The sequence below is a fragment of the Candidatus Igneacidithiobacillus taiwanensis genome, assembly GCF_031962545.1.
GTDB classification, from domain to species: Bacteria; Pseudomonadota; Gammaproteobacteria; order Acidithiobacillales; family Acidithiobacillaceae; genus Igneacidithiobacillus; species Igneacidithiobacillus taiwanensis.
On sequence record NZ_JAVRKK010000010.1, the window covers coordinates 30954 to 47316 of the forward strand.

Below are 16363 nucleotides of genomic sequence, written 5' to 3' on the forward strand. Positions count from 1 at the left end.
ACTTTGAACCTCCCCATGGCTAAAGCCAGGGGATTCCCGTTCTCGTTACGCTACCGCTTGCGCGGCAGCTTGGCCTACCGGGTTCAGGGCCGGTCCATGCGGCCCGCCCACCAGAGCATCAAGCTCCAGTGGGCAGCACAGTCCATACCAATCCCGAATGTTCTGGGCTGCATTGGCATCGGCGTGCGCCCTGTGTCCACAACGAGTGCAGACGTAGGCATGTTTCTTTCGCTGGTTGATGGCGCCGCAATGGTGACAGGTTTTGCTGGTGTAGTGCGGACGCACCGCATCTACGGCAACTCCTGCCGCAAGAGCCTTGTATCTGACGAAAGATTCCAACTGATAGAACGGCCAGTAGTCCCGGTTCTGTCCGGCATCGGATTTGGTCGTCTTGCGCTGCTTCGACGATTGCCGAATCCCGGACAGATCTTCCAGCCGGATTCCCGCGTGCAAGCGCATGGCCAATGCCACCAACGCCTTGCTGATGCAATGGTTGATGTGCGTGATGATGCGCCGTTCCCGGTTCTCCAGCTTCCTGACCGCTTTGTGTTTCCCCGCGGCCTGCAACTTCTTCCGTCGCTCGGAGAAGATCCGGCGTACATGCCGAATCCTTGCCGCTTTCCAGAAGATAACAGGGCCGTCGGGCGTGGCCGCCGTCACCGGCACATTCTGCCCACGGTCCACGCCAATCCAGCGGCTTGTGTTTTCTGCATCGGGAACATCCATCGACACGGAAATCAGGGCATACCAGAGTCCACGGCGGGAACGGGACAGTTTGATACTACCGGCTTTGGCCTTACCGTCCAGCAATGCCTGCAACAGTTCCCGATGGGAGGTGACATGCACCTCCAGCGGAACCCGTTTTTTGATGCCACGCAACAACCCGAAGGAAACGCTGAAGGTGTCACCAACCTTGTGCAGCGTCCAGTTCTGGTTGTTGGTTTCCAGCGGCAAGCGTCGAAACCGCTTGACCTTGGTTTTGGCATTGGCATTGCGGATAGTCTGGTTGACCCAGGCGCTGCCGATCTCCACGTCCGCAAAGGACTTGGATGTGAGAGCGCGACGCTCTTCTTTCGGCAGGGCGAGGATCTGATTGGCAACGCTCGTGTTGAGCACTTCCAGACGCGCAAACTCCGCCGCCTTGGCTTGATTCAGGCGCAGGAAAGGGAGTTTGAGGGTTTTGGTGAGCGTAGCCATGGGACCATTCTATGGTATCTTACAGCATGCCGCAAGATGCGTGCGGCTTATATCCCCATGCCTAAAGGCAGGGGCTTTACGCCGCTTTTGGTAAATATAGTGTGCCGCAGCGCGGTACGAACGTCAAGGCCGGTACACCATGCGGCGCAAAGGAATCGGGAAAATGCGATAGTAGCCATTGAACCTAGCGTTGTCCGCCTCCGACGCACTCTCGTCAAAATAGCTCAGTTTCTTCCGCATCGCCGCCTTCATGAAACTCATGCGGTGGAACAGCCCACCAGGCCCAACGTACAGAAGCTGCGCGGGTACTTCGCCCATATCCACGAAGCCCAGGTTATGAAACGACGCGCCGGTCGCGATACGCGGGTCAGTATAGCTCACCAACATGGACTTACTGTCATAGTAATTACGCAAGAAGAATTGGAACATACGGGAAAGCCCCCCGGCAACAGAGCCAGCGAACGCAACGCGGCTGATCTCGAACACGCCGCTGCGGAGACCGACGCCCATTACACCAACCAACATGCCCTCATGCACCAACCCGATATACCAGGTGCTGCGTGCAAACCCCTGCAAGTGGTACATATTGAGAAAAGCCCTAGCGTCATCCGTGTCAATAGATCGCACGTCACACTTACGCGCCGCGACACTTTTATGCTCACCGGCTCGGGACTTGGAAATGTTGACTACTGCGATGCGCCGAATGCGCCACTCGAAATCAAAAAACATCGGTCCCGTATTCTGGAGCCGCAGAAGCGTGAGTACGTTGCTGGAAGATTCTCGGTCAGAAACATGGAAGGTAGACAGTACCGTCATGGGCAATTCGGTTTGCGGAGGTAGCACGGCATCACTCGCGCCGGTGCGCGACGGCACCCACTCTTTCCACAGAATCTTGGAGCCTTTGCTGAGGTTGCAGGCGGGACACGCCAGCACGGTATTCTGTCGGCTATGCGCACCATTGCGAGACAGCGGAACGATATGTTCTACATGGGTTTCCGCCATCGGCTCGCCGCAGTAGTAACACCGTCCTTGCTGCCATGTGCGGAGAAAAGCTACGTGAGCCTCGGCGTCAAAGGATTCCACCGTTGCGTTCTTCTTTCGCGCCCTCCGTCGGTTTTCGGCGTTTCGGAACACTTCTGGACGTTCCTGTCGTGCAAGACGCACCCGCTCTTTCCGGTCGTACGCTTCACTGTTTCGGTAAGCATTATTCTCCTCTCGCAAGCGCACGTAGGCGTTCGGGTTTTGTACTATTTCCCTATACCGGCTTCTTCGCTTCCCCACCTGCTCAGGGCGTCGCTGGAACTCGCGCATATATTGTCGCCTGCGCGCTTTTTGTCCCGGCGTCTCGTTCGCTCGGTTTTTCGCGGCCAGTGCGCGTACATGCGCCCGGTACTCAGGGTCGTTGGCATAGCGTTCCCGCGCTGATTGCGCGTGTTTCTCATTGTAATCAGGAGGCCGTTTCGTCTCATGAGCCTTTCGATAGTCCTCGAGATATGCGTTGAGTTCGTCTCGGTGCTCCTCCCGAAACCTCCGGTTGTATTCGGCCTTACGCGCTTTCCGGCAAGCATTGCAGTACAGCTTTTTAGGTCGCCGCTTGGGGAACTGGTCCGCTGGAAGCGTCTGCTGGCAGCCCATACAAAACAACGACTGGTTACGCTGCTCCTGAATCTTGGCTTTACGCGCGGCTTTCGCACACTCCTTGCACCGGCTCTGTAGGCCATCATACGCAGCCCTATTTTGTCCAAAAGCAGAAACCGGCAGAACCCGCTCACACGCGGGACACTTCTTTGTAAGCTCCACTGATCTTCCCTCTCCACCGCCAACGACCACTACACTAACACACATAGAGTTATTCAGCAAACGAGCGCAAAAAAGCCGCCCGAAGGCGGCTAAGACAGGTGGTGGGAGAGACTGTTAGATGCTGTTGCTGGCGTTCACATTCGACCGCAGCGGGTTCCAATCAGGGGCTACGGGCACGTAGTTCCGAATAGCCGCGTGGAATTTGGGAACCTTCAACCGGATCGCACCGATCATCGCTACTGCCCATGGCATATATAACGACTGAGCGAACAGTTCGATCTTGGTCAGCGGCAGCAAGTACCGGAAGTCGATTGCGTCATCATCATCATCCATATCCAAGAGGAAGATGGTCTCCGAACCGGGGATGTGCTGGTTCAAGTCAACGAACGTCACATTCGCGGACCCGTTACCGATCACGTCCCCAATGTAGCGGAACGCTGCCGGGCTAGGAGTCGTCTCGTTGTACCCCAGACCAGAGCGGAACACGCGGAACGCCGCCATGTCATTAGCTGCCGGGGGAGCAATGGTCAACTGGTACGCACCGCCAGCCGCAACGCCGCTCACGGCAGCACTGTAAGTCAGCACCGACTCGTTCATGCTGCTGTCCGCCGAGGCCACAGCGTACATGTACACACCGCTGGAAGCCACGTAAGCCGAGGTCCACTCGCTGCCCGAGGTGCCAGAAGCGCCGGGGGCCAAAGTGGCAACGGTGACCGAAGCCGGAGGCGTCGGGTTGCTCGTAGTAGCCGGGGTGGTGTTGCTCTCGCTGTACACGATGCTCTGCGCGGGTTTGTCGCGGGCGGTAATGAAGATGTCGATGGGGAACTGAATGGTTCCGAACCGGGTACGCATACCCTGCAAATCGCCGTTGACGATAACGCCACGGATTCCGCTCTGGAAGTCCGTAATGTCGTTGACGATGTTGTTGAGCTGCGTGGTCACAAGGCTCTGCAAGTCGCCAATGGCGCCAGGGCTCATGAACGCATGAGTAATCTGACCATAGGTGCGGAACTTCGTCACCTGAGCCGCCACTTCATAGACCATGTTGAACAGCGTCTGCTGCGGGCTCCAGCCCTGCGAGGAGTTGTTGGACGCGAACTCCTGGTAGTTGAAGATATTTTCCGTCGGCAGGCTGTAATAGACGCCCGTGAAGTGGTTAAGGTACACATTCGGGTTGCCCCAGTAGTTCACCCAGTTCACCGACTCCAGGACGGTCAGCGCAGCGTTGGTGTTTTCCTGCTCTTCGATGTTCACGAAGGAGTTCTGCGCGGCCAACGCGGTCGTAATGGCACGGCCATCCAGCGCCATCTTCAAAGTAATGCTCTTCAGCTCATACTGACCTGCCGAGGTGTTCAACGCACCCTGAGAAACGCTGGAATACGACGAGAACGCGCCGCCAGGGAGGGGTCCACCAGTAGCGTTGGCATACGCCCAGTAATCCACGACCTGGTAGGCAGCAGTCTTGTTCAGCGCCTGATACAACGTAAACGAGGACGGACGAACCGTACCACGAGCCATCCGCACATCCAGCGAAACATAGCCGAGTGCCTGACCGCCGGTGATCTGACTGAAGTTGGTCAGCGTACCTACATCGAGGTCCGCCTTGGCAAGCGCATTGCTACCAGTGGACTTGGCGATCTCCCCGAAGGAAGGAAACTTGGCCACACGAGTATTAGCACGAAACGCTTTGGCCTTCGCGTTGACGCGCTCCATCATCGGAGCAAACTTGGATTTGACCAGTTCCTGCCCGACCGGAGAAGGTGCTGCCATCGCCAATGCGCTAAGGGACCGCGCATAATGCGACATGGGGTTGTTACTGTTGCTGTGGCTCTGCATCCAGCGCGATACTTCCGCAGCGGACTTCATTGCTCCGTCAGATGCGAAAGCAGCCGCCTCAGCGCCTTCCAAAAATTGCATACGAGACATGATCTTACTCCTTAACCGACGAGCCGAAGGACGCTTTCTGGGGCGCGACGCAGTTCCTCATCCAACTTGGAAGCGTCGATGGCACCATCTTGCACTTGAATAATCCGGGACAAAATCCGCTGGGCGACCGCCGTGTCCGAGTCGGACAGGCTTTCCTCGTTGATGGCCTTGCTCAAGGCGTCCACACGGGACTTCAGCATTTCCTTGGCTTCCGCCTTTTGGAAGGTAGGAGCCGTGCCAACCGACTTGCCCATCAGCGAGTTCAGGAGGTCCGATACCGTGGAAACCTTGTTGGAAAGCGCATCAATAGACTTCTGCACTTCCTCAGCGCCGTTGCCTTTGGGCTCGCCGTCGGACTTGGTAATGCCCAACTTGGTCAACGCAGCCATGACCGCAGCCTCCATGGACTTCGCAGCGGCGTCTTCCTGATTGCCGCTTTTGGGGTCTTCCCCGTCGTTCTGGTTGCCCTTGTCGTCCTTCTTGGCCTTGATTGCTTTCAGGCGTTCACGAAGAGCCTTGGCGACCTTGCGGGCCTTTTCCATCTTCTCTTCGTCCTCGTCTTCCTCAGCAGCCTTGGTCAATGCCTTGATCGCGGTGTTGACGGCTTTCTCAGCAGAGATTACCGATTCCTCAACCGCCTCGTTGTCGTCGTCATCTTCATCCATTTCGGCCTTGAACAGCGCGACTTTGGCTTTGCGGACGGCCTTCTCGGTCATTTCCCGCACTTCCTTATCTTCGTCGTCATGTTCCTCAGCCTTCTCGACAGCAGCGACGATACCGCCGACCAGGGAAGCCATTTGGTTATGACCCTTGGAGATGTCAACTATGGCCTTCTCGATTTTCTTCAGGCGCTTGTCGAAAGAGCGGTTAAACTCAATGTACTCCTCGGTAATGGCCTGCTGCGGCGCCGGGTTGGAATAATCCCCAATCATCCGTACCACGCCTTCGCCAGACGCGGCTTCGGTCGGGCCAAACTTGACCTGCTCCTTGGAGGGCACCTGGTGGCGAGACTCTGCGTCATCGAGGTGGTCATCCACAAACAACTCGGGCGGCACCGTATTGTCCTCACGGGCCTTGCGGATCATATCCGCCAGAAGCGACTTGAAACTAGCCATGATGCTATCCTCCAAAGTAGGCTACTGCATAAGCAAAACACAAAAAGTAAAGAACACCTATAGGTTTAGCGGGCACGTTGCAACAAATGGATTAAGGCCAGCGCGAGAATATCCGCTTTTCCGAAAGGCATCCCGTCACAACGCTGAAAATGCTGCCGGAGCGACGCGACATTCACACCGCCCAGACAATGCGGACAGTCGCCCGTAGCAACATGATTCGTATACTCTTTCCACAGCGCCTCACGCCCACATACACCCCCTGGTTGCTCCGACATCGCCAACATCGGTAGACCTTCTCCAAGGCTGTTCAACTCGCCGGTGGGAGGGATTTCCTGTTGCGAAGGGTCAGCGTTCATTTCGTTCGACTTCGCCGCGGCGCCTTGCAATTTCTGCTTTGCCCATTTCTTCAGGTTCGGGTGTGCCGCATCGGGCAAGTGTGCCAAGTCAAACCACTGACCTTTATCGTGTTCATGGTTCAACCGGAAACGAAAATCCGGCTTGCCTACCGGCACCTCAAACGCCATGTAATACTCACTCTGGCGATCCGGGTGATTCATTTGGCTCAAAGGCACAGACACCCCGGTCTCTTCTTCGGTCTCGCGCTTCGCGGCCTGTTCCGCCGACTCTCCGGGCTCCAAATGACCACCCGGTCCCTCCCACTCATCGCGGTCGGTGCGGTGCAGAAGAAACACCTCGCGCCCATCAGTGAATAGCACACCTGCACAAGTAGGTAAGACAGCACTGTCCGTATACATCAACGTGTCCGGCAAGTTGGACTGCGCGTGCGCCGCTTTGGAAAGCGATTTGACGAACGCCTTGGCCGATACTACCTTGGCCGCGCCCCGGATCGCGTCGTTTACCGGATGCTGTGTCATCGCCAGCGACTTCCATTGTATGGCCTTCACCAGATACCGGGTAGCGCCCATCGCACAATAACTCGACTGGCACTCTGTAATACCCCCGTCCATCGGAAAGCCATAAATAGACGCCCGCCACGGCAGACCCTCGCCGGACAAAAGAGATGCCCAAAACTCTTCGGCTTTAGCACCCTTCCCAAGTTCCCATACGACAGCGGTGCGTCCGTCGCCAGCGTCTTCAACGGAAACTGGCTTACCAATGATAAACGCGCTGGGGTCACGGACTGGCGGGGAAAGCCTCGCTCCGATCTCCGAGATATGGTCGATGTCAATATGACCTTGTTCCAGAAAATACTCGGCGGACCCCAGTAGCGCAGACTGGAGAATAACGTCCCCTTCGCTGTCAGGCTCCTGGTTACTGGCTTCTACCCATACCGTGCGCCGTCCTTTCTCAATATGAGACTTGATGACGGCAGGAAAATCGATGCAAATAGCTTCACCAGTGCCCATAGGAGCCGAATCCTCCGCCGCCCTTGGCCGCTTCCGCCACTTCCGACGCATCGCTCACGTCAATGCCGAACTTTTTCGCCGCGCGTAGAATCCGTTTCGCCGCTTCCTCCTTGTGTTCGTCCGGCTTCCAGGTGTGATGGGGGAAGTAACTGATCGCCGCGCGGGTACGCTCCGCGTTGTCGATGGGAAACATATAATACTCGGGCACGGCGTATTGGCTCTTGTCTTTGGGGTAGCCTTTGGGCGGGCTGCGGTGCTCACCTTGCCCTAGCTCCCGTTTACGAACATCGGCGTTCGTGCCAGCGAACTGCTGCGTGTTTCCGACGCGAGGCGTGTATGCCACGCCCCCTTTGCGAATGGAGAAATTCTCCCCAAACGTGAACGTGAAATCTGCGACTTTGACCGTGACGGACATAAGATAGCCCTCCGTGATTGCTGGGATACTATCACCGCTTTGATGGAACGCCTATAACTACGCCGGCGCCAAAACTTTGATCCAATATGCCGTAGTTCGAATATTATCTTTTTGTAGCCAGTATTCCAAAACATGTGGCGCATGACTCAACAGCGCCCAAAAAACGCGCTCCATGCGGGCCTCAAACTCTGGCCGATTCCGTAAAGCGAAAGAAATCTCAGAGTATATGGTCAATCGGCTATCCGTCGCCCGGACCAGGCGAAACCACGAGTCGGCGCTGTTCTTCTTTCCCCCCCGCAAAGCGAAAATCCGCTGTGCGGCACGATGCTCGGTGCAGAGATAGCAGTCACATATCCCGTCATAGAACATCCCATAGTCATAGTGTGCCGCCGGGGGGATCGGCGCATTGCGTAACTGCCAAAGCAGCGTTTCTTCCTCGGCAGACATCTCCCCCAGGCTCTTGCGGAGCGTTTCTATGGCGTCCGACACCGAAATCAGAGCTTTTCCCATAACTCACACACGTCTTGCGTCGAGGCAAAAGGTATCTCTGGCAGCCCCGCCAGTGCCTCGACCTGCACACCCTGCTCCCGCAGATACAAGAGCCAGTGCAGAAGCTCCAGTGAAAGCCCCTTGTTGGTACAGAGCACCACGCGCTCCGGCGCATACCGTTGTCGGAACCAAGCTTGTGAGGTGTCGTACAGATTGAGCAAAGGCGCGTTCGCCACCTGCGGCAGCACCTGCCGTAACGTAGTCGGTGAGTGCATCTCGAAACGCACCCAACGTACCTGCTCCCGGCTCAACTGACGCTCCATCTCCGGGTTCGCGCCGATCAAGAACACGCCGCCGTGATAGGTTGGAGTATAAGAACGCGGAGGCCATGCCAGCGCAGGCTGTGTGGAAAGCGCAAGTAGCGGGCTCCAGAACGGGTCCGACTCCAACACATGCGTCTCGCGGTAAGTACGTGCCTCCCCCAAATGCCGCGCCAGTTTCTCCGGTGTATCGTCCAACCCCCGGCTGACGCTCTCGTGATGCAACAGAGCCGCTTGCGGCTGAATAACCACCTTATACCCGGCTGTACGACACTTAGTACAAAAATCCACGTCCCCATACGCTACGGCGTACCGCTCGTCCAAACCGCCGACCGCATCCCAAGCAGGCTTAGACACCAACAAACAGGCCCCCGTAACCGCACTCACTTCATGAGGTACAACCGCCTGTCCAAAGTAGCCAAAGTCCTGCGCGCCGATGCCTTTGAATTTATGATCCGCAACGAAACCCATGCCTGTAACGACCCCGACGTGCTGTACTGTGCGGTTGGCGTACAGTAATTTAGCCCCGACAACACCTACCTGGTCATCTTGGGCGGTGCGTAGCATCAGGTCCAGCCAATGGCCGCCGTTCGGCAACACCTCCACATCGTCATTCATCAACAGAAAATAGTCCGCATCAGCACCCTGAAAGCCGCGGTTATTGACGGTAGAGTAGTTGAATGGGGACAGCGGCACCCGCTTGACCGTGATCTTCTCATGCTTCTCCATCTGGGCCAGAAGCCGCAAGGTTTCTTTATCCCGCGAACCGTTGTCGAAAATGGTGATGTGGTAACTAGGATACGAGGTGAACCGCAAAATAGACCCGACACAACGGTCCAACATCCCTGCGTTATCTTTAGTGGGTATGCCAATCTCGACCCGAGGCTGCGCCTCCATCGCCCACTGCACAAACGACATGCGGTTCGGAAGCACATTCACCATCGCGGCCCGGCTGCGGCGCTTGATATGGTCCCCTACGGGATAGATGTATGGTGCGTCCTGAGCCGTCTTGGTCAGGCCGATTTCAGGCACATGGATAAACCGGTCCGCGTTCTCATACAAATGCCCGTCGAACCGCTCCACGACGCGGAACAACAGGTCCGCGTATTCATACTCACTGGCCGGAGCGCCGGTCACACCCATCTCCCGCAGATCGTCCGTCCGCAGCCGCACACCCCGTCCCAGATAGTTATGCGACAGCAGCAACGTGTAGTTCCACGCGGGCTTGCAATATGGGTTAGACCGCACCGCACCGTTCGCCGTATCTTCGTCGCAGTAGGCCATCGGCGCGTCCCGCACAGCCCCATACACCCCTGGCAAGAAGGTATCCGTCGGCTGCGTGAAGCAGACATACCGGGTGTCCGGCAACGGCGCGTCGCTGCCGATATGCACTACGGAAACCTCCTCGCAATCCGCCGGGATGCCCGACATATAGGCGTCCAACCACAGGTCATACGCGTCCGCAGGAGAGCGTCCCGCCGGGGTGATCTGATAGTACCTTACGTTATACTCTGCCTCGATGTTGGCGCGAAGCACACGCAGCGACTCGAACACCTCCGCGTCCTTGTCAAACAGCTTCTCCTGCCCCGGATACCGCAGCGCAAACCCTTGGGCAATACTGGCGGCCTTCTGTTCATCCCGTTCCTGCGGAAACAGCGCCCCAACGAACTCGGGCAGCAGGACGGTTTTCAAGCCCAAAGAAAGCGCCTTCGCACCGAAGTCCATCAACTGCCCCGACACCAGCGGCAATGTCACGTCCAGCGCGCCGATCCGGGCCTCCCCTACCGGAGTGATATAGGTCAACGGCCCTACGGGGACCGGCAACTCTAGCGGGTCCAGCTCCAAACGGTGCACCACGTCTTGAATCCGCTCAGAAATCTCGGCATTGATGGGTACAAACTGACCCGCCATAGGATACGCCGCGTAGTCTCCGTCGTTGGACAAGAAACTGATCGCCGCCACCTCAGGATGCGCCGCTGCATAGGCTTCGGATCGCGCTTTCAGACCCTTGGGGATAACGCACAACGCCTCATGCCCCACCCAATACCCTTTTGCCTCCTGCGCCTCAAGCGAGGCATCCCAAGTGGAAGCAATATCGGCCCCCCAAGCGGCGGCAAACGCCGGTGCACGGTCCTCCAAGGTGAAGTGGCGTTCCACCCAAGCTCGCAAATAGAGGCCAGATTCATGCAGCGCCCCCAGATCGCTAACCAACTCGCGTATTTTCGCCGCCCATGCCGACGCCGTATCGGACTCCGGGAAAAACACCGGCGCATCCGCGTAGGGAGCGATCTTGGTAGCCAGCACTGGGAAGCCGCACGCACCGTACTCCAAAACCCGCAAATTGGACTTACACTCGTTGTACGCGCTCCGCTCCAGCGGCGCTAACGCCAAGTCGATGTCTGCCTGCGCCCAACGCAACAAGTGCTGCTCGACCGGGGCCGGGGGAATCACCTCAACCTTCTCAGGCGTCACACCAGGAGGCACCATGCCCATGAACACCCACTGCACCGTATCGCCTAATAGTTCAACGACTTCGGCAAGAACCGCCAAGTCTCCTGCGTGACCGATACCGCCCATCCACCCAATTCGCGGACGATAGGAACTACTCAGCTTTTCGGCGGAAAAAGGCTTTGCCTGGATAGCATCTAAAACTCGTCGCGGAATGGCATTAGGCACAACCCGCACGTCCACGCCCAAGTCCCGGTAATACGCCGCCAAAGGTTCGGTCGGAACGGTCACGCGGTCCACGAAACTGAGAATTTTCCGCCACCGCGCCTTCAAGTCTGAAGGGAACTTACCCTTGTGAATGTTGCTATCCGCGATGTCGCTCTTGGACAGGATGAGATCATCCACTTCATAAACCTGGAAAACGCCAGCCCGATGATAGTCTTTCATCGTCTCCAGTAAATGGTCCTGCATCTGCATCTGCCACACCACCGCAGAAGGGCGCATGGCAAGAACCGCCTCCGTCGTCAGTACCCGATCCTCCAGCCGACCGAACACCAACCCCGCATCTTTCGCAGCCCGTAGCGGCTCAATCAACCGATAGTACCCGTTGCCCTCCCGGTTCCCCAGATAGCCGAGAATGTAAGGTTTTGCTTTGCTGTCCACCTGTCTGTCTCCTTGTTTCACCTGCAAAAATTATTTATTTGGCTTGTCCCCGCTGCCGTCGTTGGAGCGCCGAACGCCGCTCATGTGCCCATGCTCGTCCGCCTGTGCCGGGTCAATCTTATGCCCGAACATGGACTCCGCCTGTTTGACGTTCGCGCCACCCCCCAACAACGTCGCCGCCATGGACTGGAAAGGGCCGGAAAGCGCGGGGTCGGTCGGAGCAATGCCCAACAGCAACGCCAAGTCGCGGTACTTCGCGTCCACCACGTCCTCGAGCGGGGGTAGCCCGGCCTGCGCACGGCGTTCATCCACCGTCATCGCCAAGGAACGCAACTCATACTCGCGAGCATCTTCCTTGGGGGACTTGCCAGTAAATGTAAACTGCAAATGCGGCCAGTTCACGCCAACCAAATACTCATTGAACACGGCCTCGATATGCCCAAGCAGGGGGGCCAGTCCCGGATCATCTTCATCCACGATCCAGTCGGAAGATCGCTTGTCCGGGGACGTGTCCGGCCCCTTACCTGAAATGCGGTAGCCGAGGCGCGTGACCGGGAAGCGGAAAATGGTGCAGAGCGCACCATAAAGCATGTTGGCGAAGTCCTGATAATACACTTCCTTGCCCGCTATGTCGGACAGGTCCAACACCGTGATCTTGCCGTTCAGCGGCACCTGCATGGCTGGAAGCGCCCAGGATTTCGTCGTGCCGTTCTTGAGGTTGGTCCAGATACGTGCCACCACGTCCAGCTGCCGCTGTGTCCATCCCTGCCCCTCCAGAAGCAACATCCCCTGCGGGATGGCGGACGTGTTGAAGCGGTCGATGCCCATGTCGAGGATGTTGGTAGCCCCCTGAATGAGCCGCATGGCCTGACTGATCTCGGGATAGCCGTACCCCGTAATGTCTGCATCCGTGCGCGGGTTTCGCACGTACCACACCAGATTGTCCCGCGTGAAGGTGTGCATCACGGAGCCGGTATCATCCACTGCCACAGCAAAGATGCGCTTGTCCGGACCCGGTTCCTCGGGCGGCTTATACCCATTCGGCCCGGTCATGCGGATACGACCGGCGGGGAGTAGTGAAAAGGACTTGATTCTCCCGCCAACCGTCATGTCCGTCCACACAGCAATGCCGTCGTATGTCAGCGTGTCCCGCACCAACATGGCGAGGAAGCGTTGTATGCCCGTCATGCCGTTCGCGTCGCGGATGCGAGCATCGGTCGTCTCCGTGGTACAGTTCAGCACAAACTGCTGTGCGTCCTCGATGTCTTTCCGCGTCCTGTCGTCAATGACCTGCCCGTGCTGCTTGGGGACGATGCGCCAGCCTGGTTTCCAGGGTTGGTTGGAAAGCTGTGAGTACCGCTGTACGTCATCCACCCGCATCCCGATAATCATGAGCGGCGCGATGTTTTCCTTGACGACCTTTTGTAACGCCTCTGGCGGAATATCCGGCCACTGCATGACCCCAGCGTTGTGCATCTCTGGCATGTATGAGATACGAGCATAAGACATCATAGAAGGGGGCGCTGTAATGGCCTTCTGGAACTCAATCAGACCCTTGACGAACTCCGGCCCACTTGTTGTAACCAGTCTGCCCAATTTCTCATAGGCTTCTCTGGTATGGGTAGACAGGTCACTCACCGACGCAATACTGGGTGGACGCCGCACTGCCACCCCCGACTCCAGCACCATGACCTCCTGTCCCAGTTGATTCAGGTACTCCGGGTCATCATTCGCCGTGGTGGGCAGGCCCGTGGACTCTTTGGTGAAGTAGCGTTTTATCGCTTCTACCGTCGATTTGGTTACGTCCGAAAGGTTAGCCATAGTGCGGGCTCCAGAAAAGATGACGTGAGAATATCACAACAAAAGGTGCGAAAAAATATGCAATTGCGGCTATGCACGCCACCCACTAGGCTAACAAACTCTCAGACGGGTTTATGTCGGGGCACGAGTTAAGCGCAAATGTGCGGCGGTTATGGAACACACAGAACTGACGGCCCGCGTCAAAAGAAGAACAGCGCCCACAGGAGGCCGCGAACGGGTCGTGCGGTGTAGACTTGAACAATACCTCCCACGGCATGACGGGGTTAGGCTGTCGCGCAGTCGTGAACACATTGTAGTCCCGCGCCGCCTGCTGTGCTGCATTCTTCTCGAAAGTCTCCATGTCCGTCGGCAGTCGCGCCACGGCCCCCGCCAGCTCAATCGCGTAGCCCACGAGATACACCAAGGCGTCCACGATGTCGTCGTGTTGGTCCTCAGCGCCAGTGAAACTGGTGATCTCCTTCTGCGCGTCCGCCAACCACTCCACCCCAGCAGGCCAGCGCACCCGGTGCATACGCATCCAACCCTGTACGGACCCAGCGCCGAGGCTCAACGTCGCCCGAGCTTTCTTGGACAGCACCCCCGGTTTCCTCCCCTCGACAGGTAGCCCCGCTTGCAACAGGGTCTTGAGTAAAGGATCGCCGGTGCTTTTCTGCTCGATTAAAACGGTCGTCGGCCCCCACTGGCGCATCAAGTCCCGCGCCTCGCGCACGAGGTCGGTGTAGTCCAACTGCTGGCGGAACAGGTGAGTGATATACACGTCGTAGTGCGGCTCGCACGGGCCGAGCAAGTCCTCATTCTCCCCACAATGGTACTCGCTGCACGGACGCAAGGATGCCGTAATCCCTACCGAATAGTCCGCCTGAAGGGAAGATGACCCTGCCGTATCCCACGCCTGCACCACCAGGTCGCCAGAAGATAAAAAGGGCTTCCACAGCGAGGCGTCATACGGGTTACTGTCGGCGGGAGAGGGAATAGGGTAATATGCGAAGTCCGCAGGCGTGAAGATCGTCCCCGCCAAGGCAGACGGGTTACATTGATATACGGCGTCGAACTCATACGGCGCGTTTCTGCGAACGGCCAGTGCCTCCGACCGCTTTTGTTCCGACTTGGCCCAGTAAAAGCCCTGTCCGGTTGGGTCCGCCCCAAAAATCGCACGAGTTTTTATCATGAGGGTAGGCCCTTTAGTTATCCGTGAACACGCACTTCAAGCCGTCGGGGACCAGCACGTCAAAGTAAAGTTCTTTTACCCCGTCACGGAAGGCCGGAAGGATCATCGTGACCCACTCCTCGGTCTGCATCAAGTGCCCATACAAGTCGTTCTCGTGCCAGCGGCGGCCTGCCAGGATGAATCGCGCCCCCATCGGGTCAGCACGGCCTAAAATGGTGTTGTAGTACAACCTTCGCACCCCTTCGCACTGCTCGGGAGTCTGGGAATTACCGTCCGTGTGTACGTCGTCCAGGATGATGAGCTTGGCGTGTTTACCCGCGAGTGCCTTGGAGCCAATGCCCGCGCCAAAAAAGGAAGCGTCCGGGATACCCGGTGAACGGCCAGTGACGAAAATGCCTCGCTGCGTGCTCCACCCCGCGTTCTTATCGGGCCGCACGGCAGGGAAGATCGCCTTATACACCGGGGAATACTCGATCAGCTCCATCGCACCCTGAATGAAGCCATGCATCAGGTTCTCCGCTCCAGAGATACCCAGAATGGTCAAGGATGGGTCATGTCCCAAAGCCCAGATCGGGAAGGTCGTGGAGAGCAACTGACTTTTACCATTCCCTGGACCCAGGATCAGCATGAGCTTTTTGATCCGCACGTCCGCCAGTGCCTGACATACGGGGGCCAAATGGTCGGGCAACACCCAGCCACGGTCGGCGTATAACAGGTTATAGAACAGAATGAGCCCCGCGCCGTCCGGCTCGCGGGCGCGACGAAGTAAAGAGGCGTCGATCTTTAGATGCTGCATGGGGGGAAATATAACGGAGAATATCTGAACCACCTATGAACAGGCAACTTTATGTTGTCTGTAAAGTCCCAGACCGCGCGGTATGCACCGAAGATTTTTTAGGGGTTGGCATGTGGAAATAGTACACATCGTAATAGTCGTTGTCAACAAAAAGGGGAAGCGGGGCGCGCAGCAAGTGTGTATATAAGAAAATGCTGATGTCGCATCGAGGATGTAGGCTGTATAAGAAAATGCTAATATAGTATGGTGAAAATGCTGAGAAAATTGCGAGGGGGTAAACCCGAATTGCCGCCTTCCTTCGATGGCTGCCGCGGCCCCTCGCACCCTCTGCTTTCGTCATATCTGCCCTACAATCAACGCAAACGCGCGGGCTGGGATGATTTGACCCTGTGCCGCAAATCGACGCGAAACAGGATAAATGCGTAGAATTATAGGAAAGCCGATGATCTGACGATGCGCCGGCGTGGCGTTTATGGTCCGCCGTGTGACACGTTGCGCGCCTTGGTAAACCTTCCCAAGCGTTCCCAAGCGTTCCCAAGCGTTCCCAAGCGTTCCCAAGCGTTCCCAAGCGTTCCCAAGCGTTCCCAAGCGTTCCCAAGCGTTCCCAAGCGTTCACAAACATACCTTATGTCGTCATAAAAAAATTTGGCGCAAAAAAAGATTGAAAGTACGGCGCGGTGGCACTATTATTCACACATAGCGCAAGGGCAATGGCGCCCAAGCCTAGCAGAGAGGACAAGGCAATGGTTAGATTTGCACGCAGTACAGACTACAAAAGTGCCGCTTTTGTCAAGCAAGCATACCCTTCCGCCTATAAAATAGAAAAGGTTGACGGTGG

The 16363-nt window shown here is 57.1% G+C and carries 11 protein-coding genes; all 11 read right to left on the reverse strand.

Annotation, left to right across the window (positions count from 1 at the left end; all coding sequences use genetic code 11):
• Nucleotides 1-45 precede the first annotated feature (45 nt).
• A complete protein-coding gene (locus RTI30_RS02975; RefSeq protein WP_312283358.1) occupies nucleotides 46-1197 on the reverse strand; it encodes a transposase in 1152 nt (383 codons plus the stop codon).
• Between the two features lie 123 nt (nucleotides 1198-1320).
• A complete protein-coding gene (locus tag RTI30_RS02980; protein WP_312283359.1) occupies nucleotides 1321-2997 on the reverse strand; it encodes an HNH endonuclease in 1677 nt (558 codons plus the stop codon).
• A gap of 114 nt (nucleotides 2998-3111) precedes the next feature.
• Nucleotides 3112-4923: a hypothetical protein gene (locus tag RTI30_RS02985; protein WP_312283360.1), complete on the reverse strand. Its 1812-nt coding sequence runs from the start codon at nucleotides 4921-4923 to the stop codon at nucleotides 3112-3114.
• 11 nt (nucleotides 4924-4934) lie between these two features.
• Nucleotides 4935-6038, reverse strand: a complete 1104-nt coding sequence (locus tag RTI30_RS02990; protein ID WP_312283361.1) for a hypothetical protein — start codon at nucleotides 6036-6038, stop codon at nucleotides 4935-4937.
• A gap of 65 nt (nucleotides 6039-6103) precedes the next feature.
• On the reverse strand, nucleotides 6104-7405 hold the full coding sequence (locus RTI30_RS02995) for an NUDIX hydrolase (protein ID WP_312283362.1): 1302 nt from the start codon (nucleotides 7403-7405) through the stop codon (nucleotides 6104-6106).
• The gene (locus RTI30_RS03000) at nucleotides 7392-7820 is read right to left on the reverse strand and encodes a DUF6582 domain-containing protein (RefSeq protein WP_312283363.1); all 429 of its coding nucleotides are present in this window, start codon (nucleotides 7818-7820) and stop codon (nucleotides 7392-7394) included. Before RTI30_RS03000 ends, RTI30_RS02995 begins: the two co-directional genes overlap by 14 nt.
• Nucleotides 7821-7877: 57 nt before the next feature.
• Nucleotides 7878-8330, reverse strand: coding sequence for a hypothetical protein (locus RTI30_RS03005; RefSeq protein ID WP_312283364.1), 453 nt, complete (start codon nucleotides 8328-8330; stop codon nucleotides 7878-7880).
• Complete coding sequence (locus tag RTI30_RS03010; RefSeq protein ID WP_312283365.1) at nucleotides 8315-11740, reverse strand: glycosyltransferase; 3426 nt, start codon at nucleotides 11738-11740, stop codon at nucleotides 8315-8317. Before RTI30_RS03010 ends, RTI30_RS03005 begins: the two co-directional genes overlap by 16 nt.
• A 30-nt stretch (nucleotides 11741-11770) precedes the next feature.
• The gene (locus RTI30_RS03015; protein ID WP_312283366.1) at nucleotides 11771-13561 is read right to left on the reverse strand and encodes a hypothetical protein; all 1791 of its coding nucleotides are present in this window, start codon (nucleotides 13559-13561) and stop codon (nucleotides 11771-11773) included.
• 85 nt (nucleotides 13562-13646) lie between these two features.
• Nucleotides 13647-14729: a hypothetical protein gene (locus RTI30_RS03020; protein WP_312283367.1), complete on the reverse strand. Its 1083-nt coding sequence runs from the start codon at nucleotides 14727-14729 to the stop codon at nucleotides 13647-13649.
• Nucleotides 14730-14742: 13 nt separating this feature from the next.
• Nucleotides 14743-15525: a hypothetical protein gene (locus RTI30_RS03025; RefSeq protein WP_312283368.1), complete on the reverse strand. Its 783-nt coding sequence runs from the start codon at nucleotides 15523-15525 to the stop codon at nucleotides 14743-14745.
• Nucleotides 15526-16363 lie beyond the last annotated feature (838 nt).